General features: G+C 46.1%; 17 protein-coding genes and 1 tRNA gene. 6 read left to right on the top strand and 12 right to left on the bottom strand.

Annotation, left to right across the window (positions count from 1 at the left end):
* Positions 1 to 25 precede the first annotated feature (25 nt).
* Positions 26 to 1,795 (bottom strand): ShlB/FhaC/HecB family hemolysin secretion/activation protein, encoded by a 1,770-nt coding sequence (locus C2747_RS03905; protein WP_215332591.1) that lies wholly within the window; start codon positions 1,793 to 1,795, stop codon positions 26 to 28.
* Between the two features lie 131 nt (positions 1,796 to 1,926).
* On the bottom strand, positions 1,927 to 2,886 hold the full coding sequence (locus C2747_RS03900) for a sensor histidine kinase (protein ID WP_215332589.1): 960 nt from the start codon (positions 2,884 to 2,886) through the stop codon (positions 1,927 to 1,929).
* 575 nt (positions 2,887 to 3,461) lie between these two features.
* On the opposite strand from C2747_RS03900, the gene nadA reads away from it, so the two are divergent.
* The 5 genes from nadA to C2747_RS03875 all read left to right on the top strand — a co-directional run bounded on the left by nadA (position 3,462) and on the right by C2747_RS03875 (position 6,399).
* A complete protein-coding gene (gene nadA / locus C2747_RS03895) occupies positions 3,462 to 4,589 on the top strand; it encodes a quinolinate synthase NadA (protein ID WP_215332587.1) in 1,128 nt (375 codons plus the stop codon).
* Positions 4,590 to 4,612: 23 nt separating this feature from the next.
* A complete protein-coding gene (gene nadC, locus C2747_RS03890) occupies positions 4,613 to 5,467 on the top strand; it encodes a carboxylating nicotinate-nucleotide diphosphorylase (protein ID WP_215332585.1) in 855 nt (284 codons plus the stop codon).
* A gap of 74 nt (positions 5,468 to 5,541) precedes the next feature.
* Positions 5,542 to 5,805 (top strand): type II toxin-antitoxin system RelE/ParE family toxin, encoded by a 264-nt coding sequence (locus tag C2747_RS03885; protein ID WP_433915501.1) that lies wholly within the window; start codon positions 5,542 to 5,544, stop codon positions 5,803 to 5,805.
* A 35-nt stretch (positions 5,806 to 5,840) separates the two neighbouring features.
* Complete coding sequence (locus tag C2747_RS03880; RefSeq protein WP_215332583.1) at positions 5,841 to 6,143, top strand: addiction module antidote protein; 303 nt, start codon at positions 5,841 to 5,843, stop codon at positions 6,141 to 6,143.
* 4 nt (positions 6,144 to 6,147) lie between these two features.
* Positions 6,148 to 6,399, top strand: coding sequence for a BrnA antitoxin family protein (locus C2747_RS03875; protein ID WP_215332581.1), 252 nt, complete (start codon positions 6,148 to 6,150; stop codon positions 6,397 to 6,399).
* A 5-nt stretch (positions 6,400 to 6,404) separates the two neighbouring features.
* Here the strand turns inward: C2747_RS03875 and nadB are convergent, their stop codons facing one another.
* The 6 genes from nadB to C2747_RS03845 form a co-directional block, all read right to left on the bottom strand.
* Positions 6,405 to 8,066 (bottom strand): L-aspartate oxidase, encoded by a 1,662-nt coding sequence (nadB, locus tag C2747_RS03870; protein WP_215332579.1) that lies wholly within the window; start codon positions 8,064 to 8,066, stop codon positions 6,405 to 6,407.
* 39 nt (positions 8,067 to 8,105) lie between these two features.
* Entirely contained in the window at positions 8,106 to 8,384 is a 279-nt protein-coding gene (locus C2747_RS03865) for a type II toxin-antitoxin system RelE/ParE family toxin (protein WP_215332577.1), read from the bottom strand.
* Positions 8,384 to 8,611: a ParD-like family protein gene (locus tag C2747_RS03860; RefSeq protein WP_215332575.1), complete on the bottom strand. Its 228-nt coding sequence runs from the start codon at positions 8,609 to 8,611 to the stop codon at positions 8,384 to 8,386. Before C2747_RS03860 ends, C2747_RS03865 begins: the two co-directional genes overlap by 1 nt.
* A gap of 111 nt (positions 8,612 to 8,722) precedes the next feature.
* Positions 8,723 to 11,617 carry a formate dehydrogenase subunit alpha gene (gene fdhF, locus C2747_RS03855; protein ID WP_215332573.1) on the bottom strand — a complete coding sequence of 965 codons (2,895 nt, stop codon included), beginning with the start codon at positions 11,615 to 11,617 and terminating at the stop codon, positions 8,723 to 8,725.
* Between the two features lie 37 nt (positions 11,618 to 11,654).
* Positions 11,655 to 13,457, bottom strand: a complete 1,803-nt coding sequence (locus C2747_RS03850) for an NAD(P)H-dependent oxidoreductase subunit E (protein ID WP_215332571.1) — start codon at positions 13,455 to 13,457, stop codon at positions 11,655 to 11,657.
* A gap of 198 nt (positions 13,458 to 13,655) precedes the next feature.
* Entirely contained in the window at positions 13,656 to 13,880 is a 225-nt protein-coding gene (locus C2747_RS03845; protein WP_215332569.1) for a hypothetical protein, read from the bottom strand.
* 125 nt (positions 13,881 to 14,005) lie between these two features.
* Here C2747_RS03845 and C2747_RS03840 point away from each other — a divergent pair, with 125 nt between their 5' ends.
* On the top strand, positions 14,006 to 14,602 hold the full coding sequence (locus C2747_RS03840; RefSeq protein ID WP_251374819.1) for a 3-keto-disaccharide hydrolase: 597 nt from the start codon (positions 14,006 to 14,008) through the stop codon (positions 14,600 to 14,602).
* Positions 14,603 to 14,660: 58 nt separating this feature from the next.
* Here the strand turns inward: C2747_RS03840 and C2747_RS03835 are convergent, their stop codons facing one another.
* The 4 genes from C2747_RS03835 to acs all read right to left on the bottom strand — a co-directional run bounded on the left by C2747_RS03835 (position 14,661) and on the right by acs (position 17,995).
* Positions 14,661 to 14,966, bottom strand: a complete 306-nt coding sequence (locus C2747_RS03835; RefSeq protein ID WP_215329634.1) for a YciI family protein — start codon at positions 14,964 to 14,966, stop codon at positions 14,661 to 14,663.
* Positions 14,967 to 15,063: 97 nt separating this feature from the next.
* Positions 15,064 to 15,636 (bottom strand): phasin family protein, encoded by a 573-nt coding sequence (locus tag C2747_RS03830; RefSeq protein ID WP_215332567.1) that lies wholly within the window; start codon positions 15,634 to 15,636, stop codon positions 15,064 to 15,066.
* Between the two features lie 234 nt (positions 15,637 to 15,870).
* A tRNA-Ser gene (locus tag C2747_RS03825) sits at positions 15,871 to 15,961 on the bottom strand.
* A gap of 60 nt (positions 15,962 to 16,021) precedes the next feature.
* A complete protein-coding gene (gene acs / locus C2747_RS03820; protein ID WP_215332565.1) occupies positions 16,022 to 17,995 on the bottom strand; it encodes an acetate--CoA ligase in 1,974 nt (657 codons plus the stop codon).
* Between the last annotated feature and the right edge of the window lie 153 nt (positions 17,996 to 18,148).

Genomic DNA, 18,148 nt, shown 5'->3' with positions numbered 1-18,148 from the left:
TAAAACCCTTTTTGCAACAGGGGGCTTAAAAGTTGTAACTTGCTGAAATCCAGCCCCTGGGTTGTGTAGTTGTGCCATCTGTATTTACGGGTTGTCCAGTGAAGCTATGGAGTGGATTTTGTCCCACCTTCCATGCAACAGATGCATTGATGTTCCATCCTTCATATCCCCACAGTAAGCCAACACCAGCACCCATCAGTGAGTATGTATTGTTAGCATTAGTTGCGCCTTGCCAATTGGAATACAGGTTCTTGTATTGCTGCACTACACCTGCATCAAAGAATGTTGTGAGTGTTAATTTTTCTTGTAATTGATGACGTAATTCCATCGTGAAAATTCCGCCTTGTGAACCACCGGATTGTGCAACAGGATATGCGCGAACTCCGTAGGGTCCACCCAAATAAAATTGCTCTGCAGAATTCAGATTATTAGATGCAAATTGTCCAGAAATTGTGCTGTAAAAAGTAGTCTTTCCATCCTCTGCGATTTGCTGATTTCGGTTTGCCGAAAATGTCATTTTTGCGAAGCTGGATGGAGTGATGTATTGGTATGTTGCCGGGCTAGAATTTGGTACTAAATACATACCGTAATTTGCAGCACTGGTTGACAAAATATCGAGGTGCCCTAACACCAAATTGACCGATCCAGAATTGACCGCTCCGTAGCCAAAATTATCGACCATATTTCCGGATAAACCAGCCGATAAATTATTGATGTTGTACGAGCTGGTTACAGCATTCGTAGCCAGGTTTTTATTGGTGTAACTTTTGATGTCGTAATTGACGGTTCCGTTCAAATTAGCGCCCGGACTACGGACTAAAGGATAGGCTGCGCTCAATCCCGTTGTCCAGGCATCACCTGTACCGCCGTTATAGGTGTAATTGCTCACGTTTTTGTAGTTCAGGAAGGTAGCAGAGGCTCCTAAACGTAATCCATTAGGTGAAGCTGGTAATGAATAAGCCCCTTGGATGTACTGTGATCCTTCAGAGGCGATTCCATTAACCGATATAGAGTCCCCGTAGCCCATTGGATTATTTAAAGTGAGAGCAAAAACGCCTTGATTGGCTCCGGTAGTTCTACTTCCGTAGTTATTAGTCTCTACCCGCCCTTGCAACATGCCAGGCTGAGTTAGTTGCAAGCGCACATCAACCTCGCCATCATTCTGCCCCTGCTCTAGCTGGCTGGAGACCATAACACCGGGGGTCTCATTGAGGATGACTATGGCTCTTTCGAGGTGCTGCATATTCAGAGGCTCACCCACTGCATTGGCATAGGTAATGTATTCAGCGGCCCGTGTCTGACCAAAACGAGTCTCGCCTTGTGGCATATCAACCGTAACCTTACCCAACTTAGCCTCGGTGATGATGATTTTGACTTTCCCATCAGCAATTTTCTGCGGGGGCAGTATTGCTTGTACGGTATAGCCCTTTTGGCGATATAAATTCTGAATTGCATCACAGGCACTTTGCAAATCATCAAACGTGATGGGGCGGCCTAACCATGCCTTCAGCAAGTTTTGTACTTCAGCCTCCGGAAGAATCTTGACACCCTCAAGCTGAAATTGATTCACAGTAAAGCGCACTTCACCCTGTTTAGTCTGGCTAGATGGGCCAGAGATATTGCGCTCTGGCTCAGGCAAAGCTAACGGTGAAGGTAAGGGCAGTTGCTTCTCTAGGCCTTGCTGTAGGGCTCCCGCATCTACTTGGGCATAAAGACTGCCTGAGGCGGTAATACTCAGAATCGCCAAGGCAAGTTTAGAAATTTTGCATCGATAAAAATTAGCAGCTGAACTCACAAGAAAATTCCAAAGGATGGGGCATTCCCCTTAAGGGGAATAGCGTTAAAAATATCCTATGAATTTAATGGTTTACGGCAGAAATTCCCATTAGCCTTGGGGCTAATAGTGAGATAGCCTCTTGCTCGAAATTAGATGGCTTTTGGTAGTCTGACATGAAACTGCGCGCCACCACCAGCAACATCCTCGTGCCAAATAGAACCTTCATAACGGGTCACGATATGCCTGCAGAGCCATAAGCCAAGACCCATGCCAGTTTGCTTGGTAGTGCTGAGTAACTCAAATAAGTTTTGTTTAAATTCTGCCGGAATACCTGCGCCGGTATCGCGAATACTGAAGAGCACAGAGTCCCCATCTATTTGAGCCTCAATCTCGATGGAGCGCGAGGATGCCTTGGTGCTCTCTAAAGATTGAATAGCATTATTTAGTAGGTTAAGAATCACCTGCTCAATCTCATTGGGGCTAATCCTGACAAAAAGCCCCTCCTCTATCTTTAAGTGAGGCTGAATATTTTTAGACTTTAATTCCGGCTTGATGACATCGAATACATTCGATATCGAGTCAGCAAGATTACATTTGTCAGGCTGCGGTTTATTCTCCGCAAACATGGATCTAAGGGATCGCACAATCGTCGCCGCTCTATTGTTATCTGACTCCAAAGCATCCAATACCTCTTTTGCAATTTCAGGACTGAATGCGCCCACTTCTAACTTTCCTCTCAAAAATTGAATATTAAGCTTAGAGGCACCTAAAGGCTGATTTAACTCGTGGGCAATGGATGCCGATAAGGCGCCTGTTGCTGCGGTCTTATTAGCCTTTAATAAATTGGCAATTAAAGATTCACGTTCCTTAAATAAGTTTTTAATTCTGATGTTGTCTTCTACATTTTTAGAATTTTCTTGGCTTAAGCTTTCAGCCCAGAATCCCAGGATCGAAACGTAAGATAGAACAGTGAACGAAACGGCAAGCCACCTAACTAGCGAGATTAAGAAGGGCTCTCCGTATAAATTAATATTTCCAATGCTTGTATTGGAAAGTACTAGCCATAATCGAATTACTCCAAGCACCAATTCAGCAAATGTCGTGAACATTAAAAAATCAAGCTGGATGTGCCGATTATTTTTACGTGCAAAGTAAAGTTCAATCAATATCCAAACTAGACAGGCGATCAACATAGAAACTACAAAAAAAACTCTCACCTGGAATGTGCTGGACTGCCTCATGTATTCAAATACGCAGGCAAAAACTAAAAACAAGAATGGTGATATTCGAGCTAAAAATTGAGTTGATCGCTGATTAATAGCCCGAGAGAATAACCCGAGGAAAAAATATCCTGCAAAGAAAGAGGTATTTGCAATGGTTAGTAAAAATGGAGAAATAGTAGATGCAGAGGCAAAGCATAAAAAGGCAAAGATATTGAGCCCAAGGGCGAGCAGCCAAATATTGTTGAAGTTGCTTACTTTGCGCTTCCGAAAGTAAGGAATTGCTGAAATAAAGAGCCCGCTCAATATCAAGGAAAAAACTAAAAAGAGGGTTTCATTGGCGAATTTCATACACGTAGATCCTACTACCTTTTATGATGCCCAATCCAATATCTAGGCCAAAGCCTTAAAGAGACGATAGCTCAAGGAACCCAAGAATAGGCTCTGCTAAGTTAAAATTCAGCATGACCTCAACCGTTAGCTTACCCATAGCCTTTGACTACCCCCAGCAAAATGCTGCCGGAGCCACCTGCACTGCCCAAGCTTGGGCCAAAATACCTCCACAGCTTCATGGCAACGAGAAAGCTGCTGTCATTGCCCGTATTAAGCAACTGCTAATCGAAAAAGATGCTGCTTTAGTGGCCCACTACTATGTAGATGGCGATATTCAAGATTTGGCTTTATCAACCGGTGGCTTTGTGGCTGACTCTCTAGAGATGGCACGCTTTGGCAAAAATCACCCTGCCAAGAATCTGATTGTGGCTGGTGTGCGCTTTATGGGGGAGTCTGCCAAGATTCTGAGTCCCGAAAAGCGTGTCTTCATGCCAGATTTAGAGGCGACCTGCTCACTTGATTTGGGTTGTGATGCTAAGGACTTTGCCGCCTTCAGAGCATTGCATCCAGACCGTACCGTAGTTGTCTATGCTAATACGAGTGCTGCTGTTAAAGCGCAAGCGGATTGGATGGTAACGAGCTCTTGCGCCTTGGCGATCGTTCACCAACTCAAAGTTGAGGGCAAGAAAATTCTGTGGGCACCCGATCGTCACTTGGGCCGCTATATTCAAGAGCAGACTGGTGCAGATATGTTGCTCTGGAATGGCGCTTGCATTGTTCATGATGAATTCAAAGCCGCTGAATTGGAAATGCTCATGGCAGCGCATCCCCAGGCCATGGTTTTAGTTCACCCCGAGTCTCCACAAGGAGTAGTAGATTTGGCAGATGTCGTTGGCTCCACCTCTGCCATGATCAAAGCCGTGGTTGAAGGCTCTGCCACTGAATATATTGTGGCTACTGACAATGGCATCTTGCATCGCATGCGCCAATTGGCTCCCAATAAGGTATTAATCGAAGCCCCTACTGCTGGTAACAGCGCCACTTGTAAGAGCTGCGCTCATTGCCCTTGGATGGCCATGAATGGCTTGCAAGGAATTTTGGATTGCTTAGAGAATGCTTCTGGTGAAATCTTCATTGAGGAACAGGTGCGCGTGAAAGCTCTCGGCTGCGTCGAGCGCATGCTGGACTTCACCCAGAATCATCCTGATCTTCTAGCCAAAGCCCAGCATGGCTTTGTAAAGAATATTGGCGCTGCCTAATTTAACCTTTTGACTGCATACGTATGTTTGATTACAACGAAACCTTAGAGCAGGCCCGCCAACGTAATATTGCTGATGCGCTGATGGAGGATATTGGCAAGTGTGATTGGACTGCGCAATTGGTTCCCAGCAAACCTGTGCATGCACAACTGATCGTTCGTCAAGAAGCAGTTTTATGCGGAGTGGATTGGTTTGAAGGCACGCTCAAGAAATTAGATCCTGCAGCGAAAGTGACTTGGTATTACTTGGAGGGCAACTTAATGAAGCCTGATACCAAGGTTTGCGATATTGAAGCCAACTCTCGTGCCCTGCTCTCAGCTGAGCGTCCCTGTATTAATTTCTTACAAACATTGTCTTGGACTGCAAGCATTGCTCGTCAACACGTTGATGCCATTGCCGGTGTCAGCCCAAACCCCAAAGGTTGCGCCGTTCTCGATACACGCAAAACGATTCCAGGCTTACGTCAGGCGCAGAAGTACGCAGTGCGTGTGGGTGGCGGCCAAAACCAACGTCTCGCACTTTGGCATGGCATCTTAATTAAAGAGAATCATATTACTGCTGCAGGTGGTGTTGCTGCTGCCATTAAAGCTGCACAAGCTCTTAATTCGGGGGTGGACATTCAGGTAGAAGTGGAGAACTTTGCTGAATTAAAAGAGGCTTTGGATGCCGGGGCAAAAAGTATCCTGATTGATAACTTCACCATCGAGCAAATGAAAGAAGCAGTTGTCTTTACCAATGGCCGCGCTCTATTGGAAGCTTCTGGTGGCATCGACTTAGATCAGATGCGTGTGATTGCTGCTACTGGTGTTGATCGCATCTCCCTCGGAAAACTGACTAAAGATATTCAGGCAGTGGATTTCTCGATGAGATTTTTATAATCCAATCACCCTATTTTCTGGTTAACATCAAGACCATTCTTTGACTTAGTGTATCCTACTGGATACAATTAAGCATGATCGAAATTAGAAAAACAGAAGACTTTATAGTTTGGCTAGATAACTTATTTGATTTGACAGCAAGAGCAAAGATACAAGCAAGAATTAAAAGGCTATCCGAAGGAAATCCAGGCAATATTGAATCAGTGGGTGAAAAAGTATTCGAGATGAAGATTGATTTTGGCCCTGGTTACCGGGTGTACTACACCAAACATGGGCAGAAAATTACCATTCTCTTAATGGGCGGAGATAAAAAACACAAGCTAAAGATATCAAACTAGCTCAACGTTTAGCGAGAAATCTATAAATAACTATTATGAAAAAAACAATCACAGCCCCATACGATGTAGCCGAGCATCTTCGCACACCAAAAGAAATGGCTGCCTACCTAGAGGCTTGCATTGATGAAGCAAATGGTGATGCTGCTTTTATCGCTAAAGCACTGGGTGACATTGCAAGAGCAAAAGGGATGACTCAGGTTGCTAAAGATTCAGGGCTAACTAGAGAGAGCTTATACAAATCACTCTCTGGCGAGAGAAGCCCAGGCTTTGACACCATACTTAAAGTTATTGCTGCGCTAGGCTTAAGCCTTCATGCTGCACCCGCTATCAAGAAATAAAAATATGCAGGAAGAATGGGTTGATCCAGATGACGCGCCTGAGTTGGATGAACAATGGTTTAAGGATGCCCACGTCTATGTTGGCGATACCCTTATCAAAAGAGGTGTTGGTAGACCGCCCATTAAAAATACTAAGGAGATGCTGAGTCTCAGAATGGACTTTGATGTACTGGAGAAACTAAGGGCAAGTGGGAAAGGTTGGCAAACCCGACTCAATAATTACATTAAAGAAGCTGTTTCAAAAGGCGACCTTTGATGAGATTAGGTCTCAGGATTTTCTGAAGTACCTTCTGCCTGTGGGGTCAAGATTGTTGGGTAAGAGACCGCCCAAGTCCCTGGGTAATCGCGGCTGTAATGCAATCCCCTGCTCTCTCGGCGCATGAGTGCTGATCTCACAATCAACTCGGCACACTCCAGTAAGTTACGTAGCTCAATCAGATCTCGTGTTACTTTAAAGTTCGCGTAATACTCCTGTACTTCGTATCTGAGGAGTTTGATGCGGTGTAGTGCACGCTCTAACCTTCGATTGGTCCTCACGATACCGACGTAATTCCACATCAATGAACGTAGCTCATCCCAGTTATGGGCAATTACCACCTGCTCATCGGCATCCTCGACCTGACTCTCATCCCACAGTGGCAGTTTTGGCATTACTAGTGTTTTCATTGCAGAGATATCTGCAGCAGCGGCCTTACCAATGACGATGCACTCTAATAATGAATTACTAGCCAGGCGATTAGCGCCATGTAAACCGGTATAGGTAGCTTCACCTACCGCATAAAGCCCAGGTAAATCAGTACGCCCCTTAAGGTCAGTCACTACGCCACCACAGGTGTAATGCGCTGCCGGTACCACAGGTATAGGCTCTTTAGTAATATCTAGCCCCAAACTCATACAGCGCGCATAGATCATTGGGAAATGCTCTTGAATAAAAGCTTCGCCTAAATGGGTGGCATCGAGATGGACGTAATCGAGACCATGCTTTTTCATCTCAAAGTCGATTGCTCTAGCCACAATATCGCGCGGCGCTAACTCATTGCGCTCATCATGCTCGGGCATAAAGCGAGTCCCGTTAGGGAGCTTAAGCAAACCACCCTCACCACGCATTGCCTCGGTGATTAAAAAGGTTCTATCGCTAGGGTGATATAAACATGTTGGATGGAACTGAATAAATTCCATATTACCGACACGGCAACCTGCACGCCAGGCCATAGCGATACCATCGCCTGTAGCGGTGTCAGGGTTACTAGTGTATCTGTACACCTTGCCAACACCACCCGTAGCCAACACTACTGACTTGGCTTCAATCGTTTCTACATGATTATTTTTAATATCAAGGGCATACACGCCGTAACAGCGATTTGGCTTTGTACGCTGCGTCTTCGCATCTAGGTGACGGTTAGTAATCAGATCTAAAGCAATCCAGTGCTCTAGCAATTGAATATTTTTATGGGCCCGTGCTTTATCCAACAACACCTCATGAATAGCCTTGCCGGTAGCATCCGCAACGTGCGCAATGCGGCGTTGACTATGGCCTCCTTCGCGTGTGAGATGCAAGCCCATGGGCCCGGTCTCGTCAGCAGTAAAAGGAACACCCTGCTCAACTAGCCAACGAATGGCTTCAGCGCTTTCTTCGGCGATGTATCGAGCAGTAGATTCCACCACAAGACCAGCACCAGCATCTAAGGTATCGGCCACATGAGAGTCAACGCTGTCATGGACCTTATCGACCACCCCAACAATACCGCCCTGCGCCCAAGCAGTTGCAGCTTCACCCAGGCCCCGCTTGGCCATCACAATGACCGGCTGCGTCTCTGCCATATGCAGAGCTACTGTCAGGCCGGCGAGGCCTGCTCCAATAATCAGAACAGGTAATTCTGCTTTGGTATCGGATGGTGGGGTTTGGGGTTTTGAACTAGCCATAGAAAGTCAATTCTAAAGGGCAATGGAATCTTGTGTTGACTATCTCTTGATGTCTCGATAGAAATTTTCATGCGATCCGATCGCCTCTAAATATATCAACCTCAAGCCGTCATCAAGCGAGTAGCCGAGTAAATAGAGTTGGCCATTACTTTTGAACTTGTACACCAATAATGCAGCTAAATCACCCTTCTTTTTTTCGCCAATTGAAGGTTCATTTGAAATCATTCCTACAGCTTCATCTACATCCTTGGCAATATTGTCATTTAGCTTTTTGTATTGTCTGGCGAATCGGCGCGTTTGAATAACTGAATGCGCCATCAAACCTTCTCAGAGCGAGGGATGAATGGGGTAGCATCTGCCCTCGGCTCTGATAGCGATGCCAAAGAGGCGGTAATAAATGAAATTGGGAGGTCAGGATTATCAATTGCAGCTCTACCTACCGTAGCCCAAAACTCAAGCTGGCCAGCAATAGTCCGATGCTCAGACTTGGCCTCAGACTTTGCTGCTTCATATAGATTGTCATCAATTCTGACTGGCATGCCCATCAAAAATCTCCCTTTCGAACTATCTTACTACAAAAGTAGTAAGATAGAAAGTAAGGTCATTTCATAAGAAAAAACCGCCCAAAGGCGGCCTTTTCTTAAGCGGACCCATAATCAGTGAGCCGATTCAACCTTCTGCCTCTTAGAATCATTAGTACCGTAGCCCATCACTGCAGCAGCCTGACCACCTTTAGCGAGCTTGACGGCGCAGTACTTAAATTCTGGAATCTTGCCAAATGGATCTAGGGCAGAGTTCGTAATTAAGTTGGCTGCAGCTTCATAGTAAGCAAACGGAATGAAGATCACACCACGAGGTGTGCCGTCATCTCGACGCACGTGGATAGCTACTTCTCCACGACGTGACTGAACCGTAATGACATCACCAGCAGATACGCCTAACTGAGTCATATCTTCACCATGCATCGATACAGTGGCCATCGGTTCAATGGCATCTAAGACAGTTGCACGGCGGGTCATACTGCCTGTGTGCCAATGCTCTAACTGACGTCCTGTAATCAGCACAAATGGATACTCCGCATCTGGGCGCTCATTCGCAGGAATAATATCAGCCGGTACTAACTTCACTCTGCCATCTTTGGTATCGAACTTGTCATTAAACACAATTGGGCGACCTGGATCTTCAGCAGATAAACATGGATAGGTAACGCTAGATTCTTTTTCTAAACGCTCCCAAGTAATACCGCTGATAGCTGCATGCATTGCTTGACGCATCTCGTCATACACCTGCGCAACACCGTCGTCAGCACCTTGATAGTTCCAGTTCAGACCCATGCGCTTCGCAATTTGCTGAATGATCCATAAATCAGGCTTAGCATCTCCCGGAGGATTAATTGCTTTCTTGCCCATCTGAACCATACGATCGGTATTACTAGCAGTACCAACCTTCTCAGGCCATGCGCTTGCTGGCAATACCACGTCCGCTAGGAGCGCAGTCTCAGTCATGAAAATATCTTGTACAACCAAGAGATCCAAAGAAGCCAAAGCATGACGGGCATGATTTAAATCGGGATCACTCATCGCAGGGTTCTCACCCTCAACATACATGCCGCGAATCTTGTCTGGATCACTATCCGGTGCCGTGATCTTATGCATGATCTCGACTACGGTGTAGCCAGGCTTCTTATCTAATGGGGTATCCCAGAATTTCTCAAACCAAGCATGCGCTTCCGGATTGTCTACGCGTTGGTAGTTCGGGAACATCATCGGAATTAATCCCGCATCACTCGCGCCCTGCACGTTATTTTGTCCACGCAGTGGATGCAAGCCAGAACCAGGCTTACCAATTTGACCGGTAATACTGACCAAAGCAATTAAGCAACGAGCATTATCAGTACCATGAACGTGCTGACTAATACCCATGCCCCACAAAATCATAGCTGACTTAGTAGTAGCAAATTCTCTGGCGACTTCACGCAAAGTCTCTGCTGGAATACCGCAGATTGGTGCCATTGCTTCAGGACTATAGCCCTTGATATTTTCTTTGAGTGCTTCAAAGTTATTCGAGCGGTTCTCAATAAAGTCTTTATCAACCAGACCCTCTTCAATCACTGTGAAGATCATGGCATTGAGCATCGCCACATCAGTGTCTGGCTTGAACTGCATCGTACGCCAGGCATGCTTACTGATATCGGTCGCACGTGGATCACACAATACAATTTTCGCGCCTCGTTTGGCGGCATTCTTGAACCAGGTCGCGGCAACAGGATGGTTTGCGGTTGGATTTGAACCGATCAAGAAAATAAGACTGGAATGCTCAACATCGTTTACTTGATTACTTACCGCACCAGAACCAACACCTTCTAAAAGTGCGGCAACTGATGAAGCATGGCAAAGGCGTGTGCAATGGTCAACGTTGTTACTACCAAAACCAGTGCGTACCAGTTTTTGGAATAAGTAAGCCTCTTCGTTACTGCCTTTTGCAGAACCAAATCCAGCCAATACCTTATTGCCGTATTGATCTTTGAGCTTCTTCAGGCCGCCACCAGCAACTTCTAGAGCTTCTTCCCACGTTGCTTCACGGAAAATGTCAGACCAATCTTGCTTGCCTTCTAGTAAAGCCTCATCCTTAGCAACGCCCGCCTTACGAATGAGCGGCTTGGTTAAGCGCTGTGGGTTGTGGATGTAATCCATACCAAAGCGACCTTTAACGCAAAGACGGTTATGGTTGGCTGGGCCATCACGACCTTCAACGCTAACAATCTTTTCATCTTTCACGTTGTAAGTGATCTGACAACCTACACCGCAGAATGGACAAACTGAATCTACCTTGCGATCAACTGTTTGCGAACCAATTAAGCCCTTCGGCATTAATGCGCCTGTTGGGCAAGCCTGAACACACTCGCCACAAGCAACGCAAGTACTATCACCCATTGGGTCATTCAGATCAAACACGATCTCGCTATGCGAACCGCGCATGGCATAACCAATCACATCATTGACCTGCTCTTCACGACAAGCGCGCACGCAACGATTACATTGAATACAGGCATCTAAGTTCACCGCCATGGCTGGGTGAGATACGTCATGACTGACTTTTTCACGGCGCAATGCCTTGAGCTCTGGACGTACTGTGACATCCATACGGGTAGCCCAAGTACTAAGCTCTCCGTGCTGATTTTTTTGCTCTTCTTCCTTGCTGTCACCAACCCACTTAAATCCTTCGTCGGGCATATCGGATAACAACATTTCTAGCACTAACTTTTGGCTCTTGAGTGCACGTTCGCTGTTGGCTTTGACATCCATGCCTGGAGTTGCGCTACGGCAGCAACTGGGTGCTAATGTACGTTCACCATTAATCTCCACTACACATGCTCGGCAATTACCATCAGCACGATAGCCATCTTTAAAGCACAGATGCGGAATATCAATCCCGTGGCGTTTAGCGGCTTTGAGAATAGTCTCACCTTCGTAAGAAACGATGGTTTGGCCATCGAGCTTGAACTCAACGGTTTGCAATTCAAGTTCTTTAGGATTTACTGGTGCGTTCATATTTATCTCGTTATTCCCTTAGTTTTTTGCTTACTGATTAAGCGACTTCTTCTGGGAAATATTTTGCAATACAGCGAATGGGGTTTGGTGCAGCTTGGCCTAGACCACAAATAGAAGCATCAACCATCACAGTGGCTAAGTCTTCTAAGGTGTCTTGATCCCAAGATGGCGACTGCATCAACTTAGCAGCCTTGCTGGTGCCCACACGACATGGCGTACATTGACCGCAACTCTCATGCTCAAAGAAGTGCATGACATTGAGCGCCATATCGCGCGCTTTGTCTTTATCGCCAAACACCATCACTGCAGCAGAACCAATGAAACAGCCATAAGGCTGCAAGGTATCGAAGTCCAGTGGAATGTCATTCATGGTTGCTGGCAAGATGCCGCCGGATGCGCCACCAGGTAGATAGCCATAGAACTTGTGGCCATCTTGCATGCCGCCGCAATACTCATCAATCAATTCCTGAATCGTAATTCCGGCTGGGGCCAGTTTGACACCCGGGTTTTTAACTCGGCCGCTCACGCTAAAGCTACGTAAGCCTTTACGATCATGACGCCCAAAAGAACTAAACCACTCTGGACCACGCTGAACAATGTCGCGCACCCAGTAGAGGGTTTCAAAGTTGTGCTCTAGTGTTGGACGACCGAACAATCCAACCTGCGCAATATATGGAGGACGCATACGGGGCTCACCGCGCTTACCTTCGATACTTTCAATCATGGCAGATTCTTCGCCACAGATGTAAGCGCCCGCACCACGACGTAATTCAATCAGCGGCAATTTAAATGGGGGGTTTGCTTTGAGTTTAGTTAGCTCTGCTTCGAGTAATTCACGGCAACCGTGATACTCATCGCGCAGATAAATATAGCAAGCATCAATACCCACCACATTGGCAGCAATTAACATGCCCTCTAAGAAGCGATGTGGATCGCGCTCTAAATACGTGCGATCCTTAAATGTGCCTGGCTCACCTTCGTCAATATTCACAGCCATCAACTTTGGAGCAACTTGATCTCTCACGATGCGCCACTTACGCCCTGCTGGGAAGCCTGCACCACCGAGACCACGAAGTCCTGAGCTTTCCATGATCTTGACAATGCTCTCGCCGTCTTTTTTACCTTCAATAATTTCTTTTGCTAAGGCGTAACCACCCTGTGCGCAATAAGACTCATAACCCACATAGTCTGGTGAAACCGCTTGATTGTCACCTTGCGGAGATATACCCTTTTCTACAAAAACTGCGGGATCAAAACTCGCGCTGTCCTTAGCCACTGGATGGGTTGTCAGATTATTTTTAACGGCGGCGGCAACCTTATCGGTAGTTGCAAACAATACCGGGTACTGATGCACAACCGCTACTGGAGCCTGTTCACAACGACCTACGCATGGAGCAGCCTCTACCTTAATCTTGGGATTGCCTAGGATTGCTGGTAACTTTGCCAATAGATTTTGCGCACCAGCCAACTCGCAGGCGATACCGTCACAGACACGCAGAGTGATGTCTGCAACCGGGTCATTGCCGCGCACCACTTCAAAGTGGTGGTAGAAAGTAGCCACTTCGTAAACTTCGGCCATCGGCAAATTCATTTCTTTTGCGAGGGCAACTAAATGACGATCATGCAAAGCACGGTATTCGTCATTGAGCTTGTGTAGATTTTCAATTAGCAAATCACGACGATCAGCTGCAGCACCGATTAACTGGCGAACCTCTGCCAAGGACACATCGTCCGCTTGGCGCCCTTTGAGCTTGCTCTTACGACGAATGGTTTCCCTTAAATCATCTGCAGTTGCTACAGCAACAGCCTTGATTTCAGCCGAGGGTTTTGGGTGATTCATAGTTTTAATCTCTAATTTTTAGTCGCAATAATGGAGCTATTTTTTAAGTCTGAAGCTACGCTTGAGAAGGTCCGACTTAGCAAGAAACAACTGAGCTTGCTGTATATAAGAAGATTTCAAGAATATCAATAATTTTGGGTCATTTTAAGACTCAAGTCCTTGACGGCGCTCAAGTGAATTTAACTAGGGTAAACCCTACTAAATGACGGATGGGGAAGGCTTGCTGCCCGGTGGCAGAGAGTAATCCAGCTTGTGCTCGTAAACCCGCGCCTTAAAGCAATCGTTATAACCTTTGCTGCCGATTTGCCAACCAATCGAAGTGCAGTCATCTTGGGCTGCCGACTCAATAGAGCCGCAGCCCGTCAAGGCAATAGCGGCAATAGAAACAAGGATGGCTAAGAAGCGTGATGTAATTGAATTCATAACCTAAGTCTACTGGATTCCGGGTTCCAAGTTAAGGGAAAGTGAGTACTTGTGGAATTAGAGATAAGTCAGTAACAATGTACGGGAGTAACTTTACAAATGAAAGATAGATACCTTTGGTGACCATGATGCCAACAACCTTAAAACAAGTTCTAGCGATTGCCTTTTCGCTGACTATTGCCCTGTTTTCCATCAACACCCATGCTCAAGCACAAGATGGCTATACCGATCTCATTGATGGCATCAGCTTAGACGGTTGGAACATCATAGGCAGCGCGAATTGGGTCATTGGCAAAGGAATAGTCGAGGGCAATAAGCCATCCGGATTTTTAGTGAGCAATAAAAGCTATCGGAACTTCATTATTCGTGCTGAATTTTGGGCTGAATCTGACACCAATAGTGGAATTTTTATTCGCTGCCAGGATCCCAATAAAGTCACCGCTGGCAATGCTTATGAAATTAATATCTGGGATACCCGCCCGGGTCAGGAGTACTCCACAGGGGCTATTGTGGATATTGCCAAGGTCAACCCAATTCATAAAGCCGGTGGGCGTTGGAACACCATGGAAATCACGGCCAATGGACCTCAACTCAAAGTCATGATGAATGGGGTGCTCACCGTATCAGATGCCAGAGATAGTAAATTCTCTGAAGGACCTATTGCCCTTCAGTCCGCTGGCGGCATCATCAAATTTAGGAAGCTCCAAATCAAACCAATCTAGTCCATCTCTCGATAGATCGACTTAAGTAGCCACCTCAATGAGGTGGCTCTTTTTTTACTTAAGCAGCAGGTGGAAACCCAACCTTTTGTTGCCAGCTATTGTTAAAGACGTGAATAACCGGCTTCTCATAGACCCCTGCTTTAGTGAATGGCTCATCTGCTAGCCAAGCCTCAACATCTGCCTTGCTAGGAAAATCCATCGCTAATAAGCTACCCACTGTTGTCTTGCCATCTTCAGATGTCAGTGGGCCAGCAAAGGCCATCTTGTCCGCGAACTTACCTAAGTAAGCGCGATGCTCAGGTCGCACTTGAATGCGTAATTCTGCGGTACCAGGACGATCCATTAAAAGGATTGCAAAGATCATGTTTTCTCCTTATTAGCTCTAAAGCATCCATCTTACGGCAAGCGGAAAAAGAAAAACCGCCCGAAGGCGGCTTCTCGTGCAAAGCCATTAAAACGTATTAAGCAGCTTTACGGCTTTTAACAGCTGGCTTAACTACTGCGTATTGGCCTTGAAAGTTAGCCATTGCAGTTTCAACACTTTTCTCAAAGTTTGCGAAAGCATCAGTTGCTGAAGCGCGAACTTGGTCAAACTGTTGGAGTGAAGTTTCAAATACAGTTTTGAATGTAGATACAAATGCCTCAGAACCAGCAGGAGCTGTCTTAGTAGCTTCTTTAACAAACTTAACCATATCAGCGCGTGCGTCATCAATAGATGCCTCAACAACTTGAGCAACTTCTTTGCTGCTGTTACGCACAACTTTATTTACTTTAGCTTGATAAGCAGCAGCGTACTTAGCAGCTTCTTGTGCTGTTTCTGGCTGAGCCAATTTTGACAACTGTTGAGCATCTTTAATTGCCAACAATTGAGCGCTTGTATCTTGAGCAGCAACTAAAGCATCTTTAGCGGCAGCTTGGTTGATTTCAGCTAATTCTTTTGCGCTTTCAACAGCTACTTGAGCCAAGAACTTCGCGTTTTCAACAGCTTTAGTTTGAGCTTGTGTTAACTGGTCGTTTAATTGATTCTGGAACATGGTGTTTTCCTAACTTTTATAAAATTGATAAATGTATTGCAATGCACCATTCTAAAAAGTTTTTTATTGCACTGCAAGGTTTATTTGCGGCAACGCAACAAAAAGATCAAAAACCCCATTTATTGATTAAAAACAGGGGGTTGAGCATCAAAATAATTTAGCTTGAGGGGGCAATTCAGAGCAAAAATCAAGGAAAAACAAAGAAAAAACCACCCGAAGGTGGTTTCGAACTACTGGCGGAAGAGGCGGGATTCGAACCCGCGGTAGGCTATTAACCTACGCACGCTTTCCAGGCGTGTGACTTAAACCGCTCATCCACCCTTCCGTACAAGCCGTTGATTATACGTACCCAGAAGGGTTTGCCTCTAAAAGCGTCATTAGCTACTTAAACAGACTCTTTAAGCTGATCCAAAATTGCTGGATTTTCTAGAGTTGAAGTGTCTTGGGTAATCTCTTCACCTTTAGCAATCACGCGCAGCAAGCGACGCATGATCTTGCCGGAACGAGTTTTGGGTAAGTTATCACCAAAACGAACGTCCTTTGGTTTGGCGATCGGGCCAATCTCCTTACCTACCCAGTTCCTTAGCTCAGTAGCAATCTTCTTCGCTTCGTCGCCTGTTGGGCGTCCGCCCTTCAGAACTACGAATACGCAAATGGCTTCACCCGTCAACTCATCAGGACGACCTACTACTGCAGCTTCAGCAACCAAGGGATTGGCAACCAAGCAAGATTCGATTTCCATCGTACCCATGCGATGACCGGAGACATTCAAGACGTCATCGATACGACCCGTAATCGTGAAGTAGCCAGTATCTTTATTTCGGATTGCGCCGTCACCTGCTAGATACAAAGTACCACCCAATTCCTCTGGGAAATAAGACTTCACGAAGCGATCGGGATCACCCCAGATATTGCGAATCATGGAAGGCCATGGACGCTTCACAACCAAAATACCACCGTGACCATTTGGAACATCTACGCCTGCCTCATCCACAATCGCCGCCTGAATACCTGGCAATGGCAATGTGCATGAACCCGGAATCATAGGAGTTGCACCTGGCAATGGTGAAATCATATGGCCACCAGTTTCGGTTTGCCAGAAGGTATCCGCGATTGGGCAACGTGAACCACCCACATTCTCGTAATACCACATCCAAGCTTCTGGATTAATCGGCTCACCAACTGAACCCAAGAGACGCAAGGAAGACAAGTCATAACTCTTGGGATGCACTGCTGGATCATTGCTAGATGCCTTGATCAATGAACGAATCGCTGTTGGCGCGGTATAGAAAATCGTTGCCTTGTGCTTTTGGATCATGTCCCAGAAGCGCCCCGCATTAGGGTAAGTTGGCACACCCTCAAACACAATCTCCGTGGCACCAACTGCGAGTGGGCCATAAGTAATATAGGAGTGACCTGTTACCCAGCCGATATCGGCGGTGCACCAGAAGACATCATTTGGTTTGATATCAAAGGTCCACTTCATTGTGAGAATCGCCCACAAGAGGTAGCCGCCTGTAGAGTGCTGTACACCCTTAGGCTTGCCGGTTGAACCAGATGTATACAGAATAAACAGTGGGTGCTCAGCACTGACCCACTCTGGCTCGCAAGTAGTGGATTCATTAGCAACGATTTCTTGCATCCACACATCACGACCCGCTGTCATGGTGACATCATTACCGGTGCGCTTGCTTACAATGACATGCTTTACATTGCCGCACTCACCAGTGGAGAGGGCCTCATCACAAATCGCCTTCAAGGGCAACGATTTACCGCCACGGAACTGTCCATCTGCAGTAATCACGGCTACGGCACCAACGTCAATGATTCGATCGCGTAGCGCTTGAGCAGAGAATCCACCAAACACAACAGAGTGAATTGCGCCGATACGAGCACAAGCCTGCATCGCAACAATACCTTCGATAGTCATCGCCATGTAAATGATGACGCGGTCGCCAGACTTAATACCCATTTTGCGTAGTGCATTTGCCATTTTGCAAACACGCTCAAGCAACTCTTGATAAGTTACGTTGGTAACAGATCCATCATCCGCTTCAAAAATAATTGCGGTCTTATTGCCAAGACCATTTTCAACTTGGCGATCTAAACAGTTGTGGGAAGCATTGGTGGTTCCATCCTCAAACCACTTATAGAAAGGCGCTTTGGATTCATCAAGAACTTTAGTAAAGGGCTTTTTCCAGAAGACATTTTCTTTAGCAAGGCGACTCCAGAAACCGTCATAGTCATTGTTAGCTTCGGCACAGAGCTTGTTATAAGCGTCCATTCCAGGAATAGCGGCGGACTTAATAAAGTCTGCAGGTGGATTAAATACGCGGTTTTCTTGCATCAATGGTTCCATGCTTTACAGCCCTTCTATTCAATAATCAGTCGTCTTTTTCTGCAAAAATAGTGCAGAGTTGGGGAAACGCATCCCTAGAGCTAATAAGATAAGTGAAAACACGCTAGATTTGCTCTATGGCAAACCCTTAAAATAGATTAAACCTTACATAAT

This window comes from Polynucleobacter corsicus (genome assembly GCF_018688255.1).
Taxonomy (GTDB): domain Bacteria; phylum Pseudomonadota; class Gammaproteobacteria; order Burkholderiales; family Burkholderiaceae; genus Polynucleobacter; species Polynucleobacter corsicus.
The sequence above is the reverse complement of the archived record's forward strand: the minus strand, read 5'-3'. Positions and strand labels throughout refer to the sequence as shown.